Genomic DNA, 15,389 nt, shown 5'->3' with positions numbered 1-15,389 from the left:
GGTTCACGCGGGCCGATGCTTTTGTTTTATTTTAAGATATTTTGAACATAAATACCCACATAAAGGAAAGGGACTGCCGTAATTCAAGCGGGAGATTTTCAACAGGGAGTTTTTCCGCCTCCCGCTTGTACACACCCATTTCGGCTATTTTTACAAAGCTATTTTCCACTGCAAGCTTTTCGAATTCCCATGGCATCATTGTATTACAAATGACCTTTTCCCCATAAAGTCTCCGAAAACTATTGATTCGCGGCATTGCGGTCGGTCCTAAGATAGCAATACAAGCAAAGCCATCTTTTTTTACAATCCGTTTAATTTCTAAGAGAACATTGAACGGACTTTCCGTCCATTCTAAAGAATTAATGGCTAGAACGGCATCGAAGGAATTTGGCGCAAGTGGGAGCTGCGAAATATCAGCCTTGATAAATTGAGCAGATGTGCCAACCGCCTGTGTCGAAGCCTTTTCAAGCATTTGCTCGGATAAATCTACTCCTGTTACGTGGTGACCCATTTTGGCAAGCTTAATGGAAGCATAGCCATCCCCGCAGCCTAAATCACAAAGAGCAGCCCCTTCCGGCAGATATTTTTTCAAAAACGGGATAATTTCCTTCCTGCTCCCTGTTTCCCACATTGCCCTGCTGCTGGAATGCCAGCTGTCTGCCCGATTATCCCATTGCTTTTCCGCTTCATCAACCCATTTAATTTCCACAGTAAACCTCCAAAAAAGAATTTTATATCTATAATTCGATTCAAATTAAAAATTTCCTTTTAGTTTATTATCCACTCAATTTAGAAAGAATAATGATAGACTCTCGGAATAAATAAGCAGTTCATCGAGAGGCTTGTAAAAATTTTACTGGGAATTCCGTCCGAAATATCTGACGTAATTATCGGTTTCATTGTATTTTTAAAAATGTGTATGCCAAATAAACCTACATCTATCATTTTAAAAAAAAATCGACTAGGTGAAGGCTGTTTTCGTAAACTTTGTTGCTTTTAGAGAAGTGGTTGATTTCCGCTCCAGGATGCTCTCTTTCCGCGGGGTGGGCGGTGAGCCTCCTCGGCGCTTAAGCGCCTGTGGGGTCTCACCTGTCCCACTGCTCCCGCAGGAGTCTCGCACCTTACACTCCAATCAACGTTCTTATCAATGGTTTACTTTCACAAAATCCTTTGATAAAAACAACAATCTTTAGAAAAGAGCCCTATGAAAAGATGATATCTTGAACGTTTAGTGTCTCATTCTGACTACTGTACCAAGCATAGATGTGTTGGCACATCATAAATTGCGAAAAGTCGAAGGTACCACATCTTTGTGGAGCGATGTCTCCCAGCTTCTAAATGGTAATCGATCTTTTCTCTTTTATTTGAACGTTCAACAGAGGTTCTTCGTTTATAAACAAGTTTCCACTTTTCTGAGGATCTAGGTATCTTGGTAAATAGGCGAAGATTATCTTTCTTAAACGTATGGAATGTGCGGCATCTAGAAGAATCTTATCAATCGTGCCCAAGGTGTACCGTTGCGAAAATTCAATTGAACTAGCCACTAGGCTGACTGAATAATGCCGGGAAGCAGGATGCAGCCGTGGATATAGCGGTAAGTCGTTATGGCTATCGCAAGCGGATAACATGTAGAGATGATATCCATTGAAGTAATTTTCCCTAGAGCTATCCCAGCCTGAGTCAATGTCAGGTTGAGAATACTGACGAGGGTGAGTACATTTCGTTAGTCCTTGGACACTACAATTACAAGTGGGTTTACTTCTTGGATATCTAGCTGTCTCCACTGGTGTCCCATCCCCAACGACACCAAGGGCTTTTGGGTCCCCAAGAAGGCCTAATCTCGCTGAAACTTCAAGAAATTGAGATTGAAAAAATGCAAATAATCGATCTCCTGGTAAGTGCTTTTGTTTTGAGCCATAGCGAAGTGCTCGATCGACTAATTTTCTAACAATCCCTAGATTTTTAAGTGTTTCTTTTTCACCCTTTTTCGGCTTTTTCTTTTTCTTCTTTTGTCGTTTTGGTTTGATGCATGGTTTCACATTACATTCTTCCCTTTTCCACAAACGCTGAAAAAAGTCGTAAAAGGTGCCAATACCAGGAACATCTCAATCACAGTAAGTAAGGAAATGAATCCCTCCACCGGAGATTATTGGGGTGTTTTTAAAAAGTCAGTATTTTCGGCCAGGTTAGCCAAAAAAATTTAATGTAGAATTTCCAATTCTGTTTTTATAGGCTCTGTTAAAGGATAATGCTAAATTTTGAACGATGTTGATTGGAGCGGAAGGCACGAAGACTCCTGCGGGAAAAGCGTGTCAGGGGAGACCCCGCAGGAGCAAAGCGACGAGGAGGCTCCCCGACCGCCCGCGGAAAGCGAAGTGCCTGGAGCGGAAATCAACAGGCAAATTTAACAGAGCCTTTTTGTAAAAAGAAAAATCCCCCCTATACAAAGTAGGAGGAATTAAATATAAGTGGTTTAAGAAAACCCTTGAACCATCTGAATCGGCGAATGCCGAGAGTCTACTAATGGAAAAAGGAGGAATTAACATGGAGACGATTGTCGGGCTTCACCGAAATCATTTTGGAGAAATTATTAGTTTTGTTACTTCCGGAGGACGAGTAATCTCTTACCGCAAAGCATTAATGGAGGCTGAAAATGGCTTAATAGATGGTATAGAAATAGAAGAGGATTCTGAAGGCAATTTGACATTAAGCTCTGGACTACAACAATCCTTTGACAACTATCCAAATTTATTTTAAAAAGCACCTAGAGTTCGAACCCAGGTGCTTCTCTTTTTGCAATAACCGCTATTCTAATTCATTTTCATTCTGCTTTTGAATTTCTCTTAATGCATCGATTCTAGACATGTCTTCCTCAAAAAACTGAATAAGGTCACCAATCCGGTCAATCGAATCCCAACTTAAATGATGTTCAATTCCTTCGACATCATTATAAATATTTTCATCCTTAACTCCGATAATTTTTAACATTTGCTCAAGTAGGGTATGGCGATAGACCAACCTTTTTCCTATTTTCCGACCCTTTGATGTTAACGTTAGTCCTCTATATTTTTCATAAACCAGATATTCATCTTTATCCAGCTTTTGAACCATTTTTGTTACTGAGGAGGGATGTACAGACAACGCTTCCGCAATATCCGAGACTCGAGCGTATGTTTTTTCTTCAATTAGTTTATAAATTTGTTCAATATAATCTTCCATACTAGGTGTTGGCATCCCGTTCCCTCCAAAAAAATCATCATTAAAAGTGTACTATAGTTAAATTTGAGTGGCAAGATGCTTTGTCACAGATATAAACATAACGAAAATTATCCTTGAGGCACCTTTTCAAATAAAAATTTCACCTTTTTATCCTGTTCATCTAAATACAGCCGGGCGTTAAAGGTTTTTTCATTTTTTGTAAACCCTTCAATCGGTTCCGTTTTACCCTCAGAAAGCAGTAATTTAATATTTTTTTGTGTGATATTTTTTCCAAGAATTTTTTTTGAAATCGTAAAATCACACTGATTTTTCCGATAATTACTGCAGCCATAAAAGCTTACCTTATCGACAACTGCACCATCACATTTTTTACACGGTCCTAATTTAGTTACCGTTTTTGTTTTTTTCTTCCCCGGAGAAAAATTATCTCTCATCTCATCCGAAAAACTCCAATTTGTTGATTGGTCAACACTTGTGTTGATGAGATGGACAACCATTTTATTGGTCTGCTCCATAAAATGTTTAGGTGATGCGGAACCCTCAGAGATTTCTTTTAATTTCTGCTCCCATTTTGCCGTCATTTCCGGCGAGGCCAGGATTTGCTGTCCAATCGCTTCAATTAATATTTTTGCTTTCGCCGTTGCGTAAACCAAGTTTTTGGTAACTTGAATATAAAGACGGTCCTTTAACATGGTGATGATTCCGGCTCTTGTCGCCTCAGTTCCAAGTCCCTCCGTCCTTGTCAAAACTTTTTCGAGCTCTTTATCCTCAATATGCTTACCGGCCGTCTTCATTAAGGTAATTAATTGTCCTTCGGTATAGCGCTTCGGAGGCTGGGTTTGACTTTCTTTTACATTAATTTTTTCCGTTATACCCTGCTCTCCTTTTTCTAAAAATGGCAGTGACGGTTCATCCTCTTGCTCCTTTGGCGGCTGTAATACCTTTTTCCAGCCGTCTTCAATTTGCACCTTCCCTTTTGATTGAAAAGAAGCACGCCCGTCCACCATCGTTGTTACCGTGGTATATTCAGCAATTGCCTTGTTATAATGAGCTGCAATCAAACTTGTTACCACTAAATCATAAATTTTTCGTTCATCCGTATCCAGTCTCTCGACATTTGGAATTTGTTCAGTCGGTATTATGGCATAGTGATCGGTTACCTTCTTTTCATTCACATACCGTTTGTTATCGATTAGAGAAGGATTGGGCAGAGGGAAGAATGATTCATATATTTTTATATGGCTTAATTTTCCCAATATTTCTGGGAAAGTACCTGCCTCTTCTTTTGTAACATAGCGCGAATCGGAACGTGGATAGGAAACATTCCCCTTTTGATAAAGCTTTTGAAGGACATCCAGTGTTTTTTTCGGTGAGAATTTAAAACGTTTATTTGCTTCTGCTTGAAGGGCTGATAAATTATAGAGCAGCGGCGGATAAAATTCTTTTCTTTCCGAAACCACCTCTGCAACCTCAGCGGGTTTCCCCTTACAAAATACGGCAACTTTTTCGGCTAAATCCTTTGTTTTTACTCGTGTTTCACCATCATTCTGCCACTTGCCGCTATAACGTTTGCCGTTAATTAAAAAATGAGCGATTACTTCCCAGAACGGTTCAGGTTTAAAATTCTCAATCTCCAGTTCTCTTTTCACAATAAGGGCTAAGGTTGGGGTCTGGACTCTTCCAACCGAAAATACATCTGAAAAGCCTTGTTTTTGCAGGAGAAGACTATAAAGCCGGGATGCATTCATCCCTACCACCCAATCGGAGCAGGCCCTTGTATAGGCCTCAAAATACAGGCTTCTGGTCTCATTTTCATCTAAAAGCTTGCTAAATCCCTCTTTTATTGCGTTTGCAGTCAAGGATGATATCCACAGTCTTTTCATCGGTTTTTTACACTTCGTTAAACGGAGGATATTTCGGATGATTAGTTCGCCTTCCCTTCCGGCATCCCCTGCATGGATGATTTCAGTAACTGCAGGATTCGTGATTAACTTTTTAATGACTGCAAATTGCTTTGCTTTATCTCTTGTTACTTCATAATCAAATTGTTCTGGAATCATCGGCAGTGAATCCAAAGACCATTTTTTCCAACCCGGTTGATACTTTTCAGGTGAAACTAATTGGCATATATGACCGATTGCCCAAGTCACGTAGGCACCATCTTTAAAAATTTCATTTGGGAAAATTTCAATAAAGCCATTTTGTTTTTTATGTTTAAAAATTGAAGCAAGCGTTGAGCCCTGGTCCGGTTTTTCGGCAATAATTAATTTCATGCACATTGCTCCCTTTTTACAAACTATCCGACATCCATTTTCCCACTTTGCCTCCGCAACGTAAAGTGTAAAAAATCACTCAAAAATAAAATCCCTTCCAGTTATCGTGGTTTCTGAAAGGGATTTGCTAAAGTTACAATTTTCTCTTTAGTTTAATGGTGGTATCCTGAGTATACCAATGGTCTTCTTCGATAATATTGGAGACTGTCAGAATGAACGACGGAATTCTCTCAACTTCAAAAACAATCGCTCCAACTTTTTTTGAAAACATAATAAATGCTTCACCATGTGAAAAATTGGATAATTGATTGCCAATATAGAGCAAAGACATCATAATTTCTTGTTTTTCATCTGTTTCGATTTGTAAATTCGGCGAGAATCTTAATATCCAATCCTCTCCGTCAACGGAAAATCGGAACATGCCCTCACCCTTTTTCATCAACTTTTTTATAATTATAAATATGTTGGACCTTGGATTTTATGTTTACTCAGGCTGATATTTGTCCTTGTATATTGGTTAAATAACCGCTTTCATTTCTTGACTGTCCAATACCATTATTGTATATTTAAAGCATCATGTTACATATTTGTTTGGCAAGATTTTTGCCTTATTTGCTGCATGATAATTATTTAACTTTGGCACTTAAGAAAAGTGTCTTGAAAGGCTTAGGAGGAAGAAGTACATGCAAAACGGTAAAGTAAAATGGTTCAACAATGAAAAAGGTTTCGGTTTTATCGAAGTTGAGGGTGGAGACGATGTATTCGTACACTTCAGCACTATCCAAGGCGAAGGCTTCAAATCTTTAGAAGAAGGTCAAGAAGTTTCTTTTGAAATCGTTGAAGGAAACCGTGGACCACAAGCTGCTAACGTGGTAAAACTTTAATCTCAAATAATCTAAGGCTGGTCATTCGCCAGCCTTTTTATTTTGCCGTTTTAGGATAGCTTTTTCCCAACCTCCTTGATCTGTTCCCCGATCGTGCATTGTGAAATACAAAATTGATGGGCTTTCCTGCGACCGCCGTCTTTAATTAATTGGCGGTGTAAAAAACACCCTTCACAGTATTGAGCCATTAATGATTCTACATGTGTTAAGACTTCTTTTCTTGCTGAACCCTTCACTTGACTCCAACCCCCCCATCTTAAAGAATTTGTGTTTTAGCGAAAATTTCTTTTCCTTCCAACGCCTGTGTGGCTAATTTATCTGCTTCCTTATTTTCATTTCGGGAAATAGCTGTATATCTCAGCTGGAGCCCCAACGTTTTAATTTTTTCCTCGATTCGATCAAGCCAGCGATTTAAGTTTTCTTCATAGCATGGCCATTCTCCTTCTAGCTGCTTCAAAACAACTTGCGAGTCCCCTTTAAATTCACATGGCAGGTGATGAACGCCTAGGTCCTCTAAAATGTTCAATGCAAAATAGAATGCAGCATACTCAGCTTCATTATTTGTATCCATTTGATCAATATGTTCATTAGCCCGTATCCGATATTTCTTTTTTCCCTGCCGAAAGAAAATAACGGCTCCAAGACCGGCGCGATTTGTTTCTTTGTGAAATCCCCCATCAAAATAAACGATCACTTCATGTGGATCTTCCTCAATTTCAACGGTCAGTTTTTTCATTTCCTTTAAAGTCCATGATGTTCCCATTTCATCATAATAATAAATTTCCGACACTTTTCCGGACTTTTCAAGTTCTTCCCCTGTTTGAAGAGCCAAATCTCCTGAAATCCAATCAGAGGTAAATTGCACTTTTTCATTTCCCTTTGGTTGATATTTCCACTCAATTCGATATTTCATTTTTTCCAGCCTTTCTATACTATTTCGGTTTTTAAGCAAAAATTTATACGCACATAAAAATAAATCCTTTATTTTACCTTATGTTGATATGTTCTTATCATACCCAGTTATTAATAGTTGTGATAGGAAAAACTTTTTTCTCCTATATGGTCATGAATTATGATAAACTTTCATTAACTTACAAATGGAGGAAATTGTCTTGATTGAAGTTTATATTGATGGGGCGAGTGCCGGTAATCCCGGACCAAGCGGAGCCGGCATTTTTATAAAAGGGCAGGGAACAGCTGATAAATATTCGATTCCGCTTGGAGTCATGTCTAACCATGAAGCAGAATATCATGCATTTATAAAAGCATTAGAAATTTGTTTAGAAAAAGGCTATACAAATACAGTCGTATCGTTTCGGACCGATTCGGAATTAGTCAATAAAGCTGTTGAAAAAGAGTTTGCAAAAAACAAACTTTATGCTCCATTGTTAGAAAAGGCACTGCAGCTATCAAAGAGATTTGATTTATTTTTTATGAAATGGATTCCTAGCATTGAAAATAAAGTGGCTGATGAACTTGCAAGGCTTGCAATCCGCCAAAATAACATGGAGGAACAATAATCATAATGAAAAAACCGATTATGGCTGATATTAGTTTGCTGCTAGTAACATTAGTATGGGGAACTACTTTTGTTTTAGTCCAAAATGCAATTGATTTGCTAGAGCCATTTTCCTTTAATGGCGTTCGTTTTTTAATGGCAGCCTTATTACTTTTTATCTGCCTTATTATTTTTGACAAAAAACAACTCAAACTGCTTAGTGGTAAAATGTTATTATCGGGAGTTTTTATCGGGTTTTGGTTGTTTCTCGGTTATGCAACACAAACCATCGGGCTTTTATATACGACCTCTTCAAAAGCAGGATTTATTACAGGCTTGAGTATTGTGTTGGTGCCGTTATTGTCGATTTTTTTAGCGAAACATTACCCTAGCCGTAATGCCATTTTTGGTGTGTCTACTGCAACCATCGGATTATTTCTCCTGACGATGACAGATGTAACAGGTCTCAATATTGGGGATGGTTTTGTTTTAGTTTGTGCAATAAGTTTTGCAATGCATATCATTATGACCGGCAAATTTAGCAATAAGTATCCAAGCCTTTTATTGACGGTCATTCAAATTACAACGGTTGCCGTCCTTTCCATCCTTTCTTCGTTCATTTTTGAAGATTGGAAGAGATCTTTAGAACCAAACATTTTATTATCCAATGATGTGTTAATTGCCATCGTTATTACCAGTGTTTTTGCAACAGCTGCAGCCTTTTTCATTCAAACGAATTTCCAAAAATATACGACGGCAACAAGAGTGGCTCTAATTTTTGCCATGGAGCCTGTCTTTGCTGCAATTGCCGGTTATTTTTGGGCACATGATCGTTTATCCATCAGCGCGCTATTCGGCTGCATCCTTATTTTTGCGGGAATGATTATTGCTGAATTTCCAACGGATAAACTTTCCTTTCTAAGAAAAAGTAAAACCATAGAAGGTTAAAAACAAAAAACTCCCTAAGGGAGTTTTTTGTTTTTAATTAGCAAGAAGTTCTTTTTCCTTTACAAACTGAATAGCATCTTTTCTGGTTTTTACTTTGTTCACCGTAAGTGTCTCAAGCAAGGAAATATAAAAACTTCCATCAAAACTCTTTTGCGCTTTTAACGTTATTTCTACAGCCGTATTGATTATTTCATCGGAAGCATTTGTATAGTGTTTTCCGAAATAAATAAATCCAATCGCATCTTCGTGTAATTGGAAGCCCTTTCCTTGCAAATAGCGCAAATATTCCTCCAACGTCTGCACTGACTTTCCCCTCTCAATTCTAAAAAATACCCTCTAAAATCTTAACGTAAATTTCCGCGATTTTCTATGATTTTTTGTACATAAATGACCCGCAATGCCTATAAGTACACCTAGCAGCGCCCCTCCCACTACTTCTTCGGGTTGATGTCCTAACACTTCTTTTAGCCTTTTTGGTGCATTTTGTTTAAATTCCAGGCTTTCTTCTTTATGAATTTTTTCTATTAAATCATTCATTGAATTTACCTTCAAGGTGAGCTCGCCCGTTTGGCGGCGGATCCCTTGGGCGTCATACATGACGATCAGTCCATAAACAAGTGAAAGTGCAAAATCAAAGGTTGGCAGCCCCCTTTTTAACGCAATGAACGTAGTTAAAGTGGAAACCCCTGCTGAATGGGAGCTCGGCATACCACCTGTTTCAATGAATAGTTCAGGTCGCCATTCTTTCTTTTTTACATAATGGATTGGAATTTTTAGTCCTTGGGCTAACCCAATGCTAAACAGGGCTAAATAAACACCTTTATTCATTTCATCACCTCTTCCATTATTGTTAAGAAAGACGTGTTTTATTATTCTTGCTGGAAATACTATCAAAACAGGAGGTGATCGTTGATGAGTAAAAATAAAAGTGTCGACCGTGGGAAAAAGGCTCCAGGGGTAACACCACAAGGCAATGGACAGGATGCTGAATTTGCTGCGGAACCAAAAAGCAAATTAGAAAATGCAGCTAAAAAAGCAAATACAAAATAAGACAAAATGAGGCTGATTTACTCAGCCTCATACTTTTAAGAAACAATCGCCTCATCAATCGGCAGCAAGCGCTGTACGCCGCGAAGCTCAAGTTCTGTTAATTTATTTAATGCTTTTTCCTTAACAATCTTTAAACCGGCTTCATCGAGTGCGATGCTTACCGGAACATCACATTTAATTTCCGCTAGAACTCTGGATAAATGAAGCATCTCTAAATCCTGTTCAATTTTTGTCTTAATTGATTTCGAAAGACCATCCAGATTGGAAATAATCCCTTCAACATGATTGTATTCTTTTAAAAGCTTAAGGGCTGTTTTTTCGCCAATTCCTTTTACACCTGGGTAATTATCACTAGGATCTCCCATCAACGCTTTTAAATCAATCATTTGCCGCGGGGTAATTCCTTTTTCTTCAAAGAAAGTTTCAGGTGTATGAACAAGATAGTTGCCGTAACCCTTTTTCAGCAATATGACCGAAATATTATCATCTAATAACTGAAGGATATCTTGATCTCCAGTTAAAATGGAAACATTCGCGTGTAGGCTTGATTGTCTAGCAATCGTACCAATACAATCATCCGCCTCAAAACCTTCCATTCCAATATTGGGGATATCAAAAGAGGCAACTACTTCCTTCACCAAATCAAACTGAGGAATTAATTCCACCGGTGCTTCCCCACGGTTCCCCTTATATGCATCGAATAGTTCTGAGCGGAATGTTTTGCTTCCCATATCCCAACAAACTACTACATGGCTAGGCTTAAAGGAAGAAACGGCTGTGAATAAATGCTTAATGAAACCATGAATTCCGTTTGTCGGAATTCCTTTTGAATTTATCATAAACTGCCCGGTTACTGCTGTGGCATAAAAAGCACGAAATAACAGGGCCATACCATCAACGAGCATAAGTGAAGGCTTTTGATTTTCCAAACTAGGACCTCCTTAAAATTTAGGGTCATCAAAACAACACGTTTTCCATTATAACATAGTTCGGCCCTAAATTTTACTCAATTTCATTCTCTTCATAGGAGATCCAATCACTAAAACTTCCTAAGTACAGCTTAACACGTGGAAAACCGGCTTGCTTTAAAGTGATAAAATTCGGGACTGCAGTTACACCTGAACCACAGTAAACGATTACCTCATTGTTAGGATCAATATCGAAAAAACGCTGTTTTTGTTCAACCGCTGACTTATAAAAGCCACTTTTTAGCCCCTCAAACCAGGGTTTGTTAATGGCCCCCGGAATATGTCCAGCTTTTTTGTCAATTGGTTCTTCAATTCCTAAATATCTTTTCTCTTCTCGCGAATCAATTAAAATGATATTGTCTGGCCGATTTTGGACTACTGCTTTTACCTCTTCCACTGAAGCTAGCCATTCAGACTTAATGGATGGGATGAAGCTTCCTTTGGCAAATGAAGGGACTTCGGCTGTGAGAGGGTAATTGGCCTCCAGCCATCCTTTAAACCCGCCTTCAAGAACATATACATTTTCATGCCCAAGGTATTGCAGCATCCACCAAAAGCGTGCAGCATATGCACCTTCTCCTTGATCGTATGCAACAACAATCGTATCTTGATTGATTCCCGCTTTTTCCAGTTTACCGACGAATCCGGAAATTTTCGGCATCGGATGCCGTCCGCCATGATGGGAAACAGGGCTTGATAAGTCTTTTTCAAGATGAAAATAAACAGCCCCGGGGAGATGATTCTTCTGATATTCCTGACTGCCTTTTTCAGGTTCCGCTAAAGAAAACCGGCAATCAATGATTCGAACATCTGAATTGTTTATATTCTTTAACATCCATTCCTTGTCCTTGATAAAGTTCAAAATAATCTCTCCCCTTAAATTCATTATTATTCTTCGAGCTTTTGCTGAACATCCCTTAACGCTTCAAGCGACACTCCGCCCTCTAATGCGGAAAGAAGGCTCAAATAAAATTCGTTTGATTGCTCTTGAATATGGCTTAATAGCTTGTTAAATTCGACCATTAAGACATTTGTATAATGATGATTAATACTGGATAATTCGTCCTTTAAATATTCTTCTGCAGGTGTATTTAGGACATTATTTAACTCATCCATCATCAATTTTTTTTCATTTTTTTCAAAGAAGGATTTTGGATTTTTAAAATAAGACATTGTCTTACTAAAGCTTTGCTTGTTCATGTTTTTAAATGCATTGTCAAATTTAAGTTCATCTATAAACTCTACTTCAAACCTTGAGAAGGAAAGGTCCTCATTAATATCCATCAAACTTCGGACAAAACTGGCTTCAAAATCCGCAATAATTTTTTCAGTAAATCGATCCAAGCGAACCGATGTTGCTCTCATTTCCTGGGCAAAATCAAACCCTAAACTTTCAAGAAATTCATCGAGGGCTGCTTGCAATGCTTTTTTCAAATTCCTGCCATCGTCACGTAATGTTGATGGATTAAAGGCTTCTTTAAAGAAATCACTAAAGCGAAGAAATACCCGCTTTTTAATATAAAAGATGAGCTCTTCCGCTTCTTGGCGCATACGATTTTGCAAGCCATCAACTGATTGCCGGTCAAGTAATTCTTTAATTCTTGTCTTTTGATTTTCAATTGCAGAACGCTTCTGTTCTTTAATGGATTGATCCTCTGTTGCGCTTTGAATCAGCTTGTTTACCAATTCATGGACACGGCTAAGCTCATTTTCAGCTGAAGCGATTGCCATTTGTGTAAGGTCATTGGAGATAAATTGGTAGAATGACCTTTCAAAATCAACCATATTGGATGAAATATTAGCAGAAGGATCTTGTTTTTCCTTAATAGCTAATAGACTAGATAACGGATGAAGATGCGGATTTCTAATCCCATATTTCCCAAGTTGATCTTTTACATATTCTAGTACTGTATTTTTCTCTTCCTCATTTTCTGCCAAGTCAATTGCATTAATGATAAAGAACATTTTATCAAGCTGGAACGAATCCTTTACACGCCCCAATTGGATTAAAAATTCACGGTCTGCCTTTGAAAAAGCATGATTATAATAGGTTACAAAAAGAATCGCATCTGAATTTTTTATATAATCAAAAGCTACCCCGGTATGCCGTGCATTGATGGAATCTGCTCCAGGTGTATCGACAAGGGTAATTCCCTTTCTGGTCAACTCACAATCATAAAACAGTTCAATCCATTCAACGTAACAGGATTTTTCCTCTTTTGCAACAAAGTCGGTGAATTCGCTTAAATCCGTTTCTAGTACCGTTCCTAGCAGACTATGGAATGAATGATACCCTTTCTTAAAGGCTTGTAAAAATGCAAAATGGGTTTTCTCAGCTATACCATCTTGGTCCTTTTGCAAAAGAACTTTGTCAATTTCCCCGGAGGCTTCTGCCAAGTTTTCTACTTGTAAATCAAACACTTTTAACGATCGATTTACATCCTCAAGCATTGCCCCAGTTTCTTTAAATTTCACAAGAACCATTCCATGCGGGGTTGTTTCAGACACAGGTTTTATTTTATTAATGGCCGCAGTGGTTGGATTCGGTGAAACGGGCAAAATCTTTTCGCCCATTAATGCATTGGCAAAAGATGATTTCCCCGCACTGAATGCACCAAACAAAGCAACTGTGAATCCCTTGTTCTCTAAACGCGCCGCTTTTTCTTCCAATTCCATTGCAAGCTTTTTAAAACCCGGAAGATTATGAATATGGCTGGAATTTTTCCGAAGTCTCTCGACCATTTTCTTTAGCTGGTTTTTTTCTTGTGGAGATTCTTTTAGGGCAACAGGAGCAGTATCTAATTGCTTGTTTTCTATGTTTTTGCTTTCACTTACTGCCTGTTTAATTTTCGTCACTCCACTTTGAACGACTTCATACTCCTTCTCATCATGATCAAATAATTGGAATGTGTCCTCTCTCACTTGCTCTGTAAGGTTGGTAATCGCATCGACTTCATCAGTTTTTGATTTCATTTCCTGTTGATATTTCTCAGCTTCTTCCATTGCCTGAATATATGGCTCAATCTTGTTATATTCCTGTTGATACTGATTTTTTACTTTGTCGTTTCTTTCCATTAAAGCATCCAAAAATTCAGCTTTTAATTCCTCTACACGTTCTCTTGCTAATTTTTTAATTTTAGAGGCTACCTCTTCTGTGTAATTTAAGACATATTCACCTGATAAACGAGCACCAGGCTTAACTGAAGCTACTAACAAATTGACCGGAAAATCGATTTTTAGAGCCTGAGCAGAAGCGATTAAATCAGATTGATCAATTTCGTGTTCTTTTAGAAATTCCAATAAAAATTCACGGAGATGCCACTCAAGCTGTTCTTTCGTTTTTTCCAGCATGTCCTGGTAAAAACGCTCAAGCCTTGACCCTCGTTCCTCCTGTGTTTTTTGTTTTGAAAACAGGAATCCAACTTTAAATTCAGGCTGGCTTGATTCCAGATAGGTCTCAGCCAAAGATCTTGTTTGAAATGGCATTAGATAAGCATTCTTAATAATTTCCGTTAAATCTTCATCAAATTTCTTTTCCGATTGTTCTAAACTGCCTGCCGCACTACCCATTTTCGTTTGTAACAGCTGATGAAGCTCCACAAGTTCATTTCTCTCATCTTCCGATAACTCATTGAATTTTTCTAAAATCGGTGAAAGTTTTTCTTTTTCCCCTTTTTTGGCTTGGTTGATATGGTCTTGGGCAATTTTTTTAAATGATTGATAAATAGCTGGAAGCAATGCTTCATCTTTTGATGCTAATTTTTCCGCAATAAATTGTTTTAGTCCAGCAAATTCATTGAAGCGGTGGCCTTGTTTTTTTAACGATGTATAAAAAATCCGCTTTGGGCGAACTCCCCAGGTTGCAAAAGAATCGATAACACTTTTCTGGAAGTCAGTAAAGCTAAGTTCATCGTCATTATGTTTATCAATTTGATTGATGACTAGGTAAACTTCTTTCCCCGCCTCTGCCAGTTCTTTTGTGAATAGAAAATTCAGTTCGGCCTGAACATGATTGTAGTCCATTACATAAAAAATCAAATCAGCTAAATGCAGTGCGGATTCCGTTGCGATTCGATGGGCATCATCAGCAGAGTCGATTCCCGGTGTATCCATAATCACCGTATTTGCCGGCAAATTCGATTCGCTATGGCTGATTTCAATTCCCTCGATTTGATCCCCGTCTTTACAATAATTTTTCACCAATTCATAATCATATGGTGCCAAGTAAATCCGTGGTTTTTCATTTTTGAAAAAAACCTTTGCATAGTCTTCACCAGTTTTCACTTTAACAAGATTGGCGCTGGTTGGAATCGGGCTGGATGGCAGCAAATTCTCCCCGATTACCTTATTAATCATTGTCGACTTACCGGCTGAAAAATGGCCGCAAAATGCGACAACAAATTCCTTATACTCCATCTTCTTAGCTAATTGCTTTAGCTTTCCGGCATTCTCGACGTCTTTTTCGTTTAGCAAAAATTCATAAAGTGCCATTAATTTATTTTTTAATGATTGAGCAGTTTCTTGTTGGTTGGTTGTTTGAACCATGAAT

17 protein-coding genes are annotated in these 15,389 nt (G+C 38.2%); 5 read left to right on the top strand and 12 right to left on the bottom strand.

Features of this window, described 5'->3' with window-relative positions; translation table 11 throughout:
• Nucleotides 1–31: 31 nt before the first annotated feature.
• Together J2Y67_RS02840 and J2Y67_RS02835 are read right to left on the bottom strand one after the other, a co-directional pair.
• The gene (locus J2Y67_RS02840; protein ID WP_310170356.1) at nt 32–709 is read right to left on the bottom strand and encodes a class I SAM-dependent methyltransferase; all 678 of its coding nucleotides are present in this window, start codon (nt 707–709) and stop codon (nt 32–34) included.
• Between the two features lie 625 nt (nt 710–1,334).
• The gene (locus tag J2Y67_RS02835) at nt 1,335–2,039 is read right to left on the bottom strand and encodes a hypothetical protein (protein ID WP_310170353.1); all 705 of its coding nucleotides are present in this window, start codon (nt 2,037–2,039) and stop codon (nt 1,335–1,337) included.
• A 505-nt stretch (nt 2,040–2,544) separates the two neighbouring features.
• Between J2Y67_RS02835 and J2Y67_RS02830 the strand changes: the two genes are divergently transcribed.
• Entirely contained in the window at nt 2,545–2,757 is a 213-nt protein-coding gene (locus J2Y67_RS02830; protein ID WP_310170351.1) for a DUF3892 domain-containing protein, read from the top strand.
• A 48-nt stretch (nt 2,758–2,805) separates the two neighbouring features.
• Here J2Y67_RS02830 and mntR read toward each other — a convergent pair whose 3' ends face one another.
• From mntR to J2Y67_RS02815, 3 genes are all read right to left on the bottom strand, one after another.
• Entirely contained in the window at nt 2,806–3,234 is a 429-nt protein-coding gene (gene mntR / locus J2Y67_RS02825) for a transcriptional regulator MntR (protein WP_310170349.1), read from the bottom strand.
• Between the two features lie 92 nt (nt 3,235–3,326).
• On the bottom strand, nt 3,327–5,492 hold the full coding sequence (locus J2Y67_RS02820) for a DNA topoisomerase III (RefSeq protein ID WP_310170348.1): 2,166 nt from the start codon (nt 5,490–5,492) through the stop codon (nt 3,327–3,329).
• A gap of 133 nt (nt 5,493–5,625) precedes the next feature.
• The gene (locus J2Y67_RS02815; RefSeq protein ID WP_310170346.1) at nt 5,626–5,931 is read right to left on the bottom strand and encodes a hypothetical protein; all 306 of its coding nucleotides are present in this window, start codon (nt 5,929–5,931) and stop codon (nt 5,626–5,628) included.
• Between the two features lie 244 nt (nt 5,932–6,175).
• On the opposite strand from J2Y67_RS02815, the gene cspD reads away from it, so the two are divergent.
• Nucleotides 6,176–6,376 (top strand): cold-shock protein CspD, encoded by a 201-nt coding sequence (gene cspD / locus J2Y67_RS02810; RefSeq protein WP_310170343.1) that lies wholly within the window; start codon nt 6,176–6,178, stop codon nt 6,374–6,376.
• Nucleotides 6,377–6,426: 50 nt separating this feature from the next.
• Here cspD and J2Y67_RS02805 read toward each other — a convergent pair whose 3' ends face one another.
• Complete coding sequence (locus J2Y67_RS02805) at nt 6,427–6,612, bottom strand: zinc-finger domain-containing protein (protein ID WP_310170340.1); 186 nt, start codon at nt 6,610–6,612, stop codon at nt 6,427–6,429.
• A 20-nt stretch (nt 6,613–6,632) separates the two neighbouring features.
• Nucleotides 6,633–7,289: a ribonuclease H family protein gene (locus J2Y67_RS02800; protein ID WP_310170338.1), complete on the bottom strand. Its 657-nt coding sequence runs from the start codon at nt 7,287–7,289 to the stop codon at nt 6,633–6,635.
• A gap of 199 nt (nt 7,290–7,488) precedes the next feature.
• Between J2Y67_RS02800 and J2Y67_RS02795 the strand changes: the two genes are divergently transcribed.
• Together J2Y67_RS02795 and J2Y67_RS02790 are read left to right on the top strand one after the other, a co-directional pair.
• Complete coding sequence (locus J2Y67_RS02795) at nt 7,489–7,896, top strand: reverse transcriptase-like protein (RefSeq protein ID WP_310170335.1); 408 nt, start codon at nt 7,489–7,491, stop codon at nt 7,894–7,896.
• A 5-nt stretch (nt 7,897–7,901) separates the two neighbouring features.
• Nucleotides 7,902–8,822: a DMT family transporter gene (locus J2Y67_RS02790; protein WP_310170333.1), complete on the top strand. Its 921-nt coding sequence runs from the start codon at nt 7,902–7,904 to the stop codon at nt 8,820–8,822.
• 33 nt (nt 8,823–8,855) lie between these two features.
• Here J2Y67_RS02790 and J2Y67_RS02785 read toward each other — a convergent pair whose 3' ends face one another.
• Together J2Y67_RS02785 and J2Y67_RS02780 are read right to left on the bottom strand one after the other, a co-directional pair.
• Nucleotides 8,856–9,125, bottom strand: coding sequence for a DUF6123 family protein (locus J2Y67_RS02785; RefSeq protein ID WP_310170331.1), 270 nt, complete (start codon nt 9,123–9,125; stop codon nt 8,856–8,858).
• A 33-nt stretch (nt 9,126–9,158) separates the two neighbouring features.
• The gene (locus J2Y67_RS02780; protein WP_310170329.1) at nt 9,159–9,650 is read right to left on the bottom strand and encodes a divergent PAP2 family protein; all 492 of its coding nucleotides are present in this window, start codon (nt 9,648–9,650) and stop codon (nt 9,159–9,161) included.
• 84 nt (nt 9,651–9,734) lie between these two features.
• Here J2Y67_RS02780 and sspL point away from each other — a divergent pair, with 84 nt between their 5' ends.
• Nucleotides 9,735–9,872: a small, acid-soluble spore protein L gene (gene sspL, locus J2Y67_RS02775; protein ID WP_310170327.1), complete on the top strand. Its 138-nt coding sequence runs from the start codon at nt 9,735–9,737 to the stop codon at nt 9,870–9,872.
• A 35-nt stretch (nt 9,873–9,907) separates the two neighbouring features.
• Here sspL and J2Y67_RS02770 read toward each other — a convergent pair whose 3' ends face one another.
• From J2Y67_RS02770 to J2Y67_RS02760, 3 genes are all read right to left on the bottom strand, one after another.
• Nucleotides 9,908–10,801 carry a 5'-3' exonuclease gene (locus J2Y67_RS02770; RefSeq protein WP_310170325.1) on the bottom strand — a complete coding sequence of 298 codons (894 nt, stop codon included), beginning with the start codon at nt 10,799–10,801 and terminating at the stop codon, nt 9,908–9,910.
• 73 nt (nt 10,802–10,874) lie between these two features.
• Nucleotides 10,875–11,702, bottom strand: coding sequence for a sulfurtransferase (locus J2Y67_RS02765; protein WP_310170322.1), 828 nt, complete (start codon nt 11,700–11,702; stop codon nt 10,875–10,877).
• 26 nt (nt 11,703–11,728) lie between these two features.
• Complete coding sequence (locus J2Y67_RS02760; RefSeq protein WP_310170320.1) at nt 11,729–15,385, bottom strand: dynamin family protein; 3,657 nt, start codon at nt 15,383–15,385, stop codon at nt 11,729–11,731.
• Between the last annotated feature and the right edge of the window lie 4 nt (nt 15,386–15,389).

Origin of the sequence: Neobacillus niacini (assembly GCF_031456445.1) — a bacterium.
Taxonomy (GTDB): Bacteria; Bacillota; Bacilli; order Bacillales; family Cytobacillaceae; genus Neobacillus; species Neobacillus niacini_I.
This window is presented reverse-complemented; position numbering and strand designations above follow the sequence as displayed.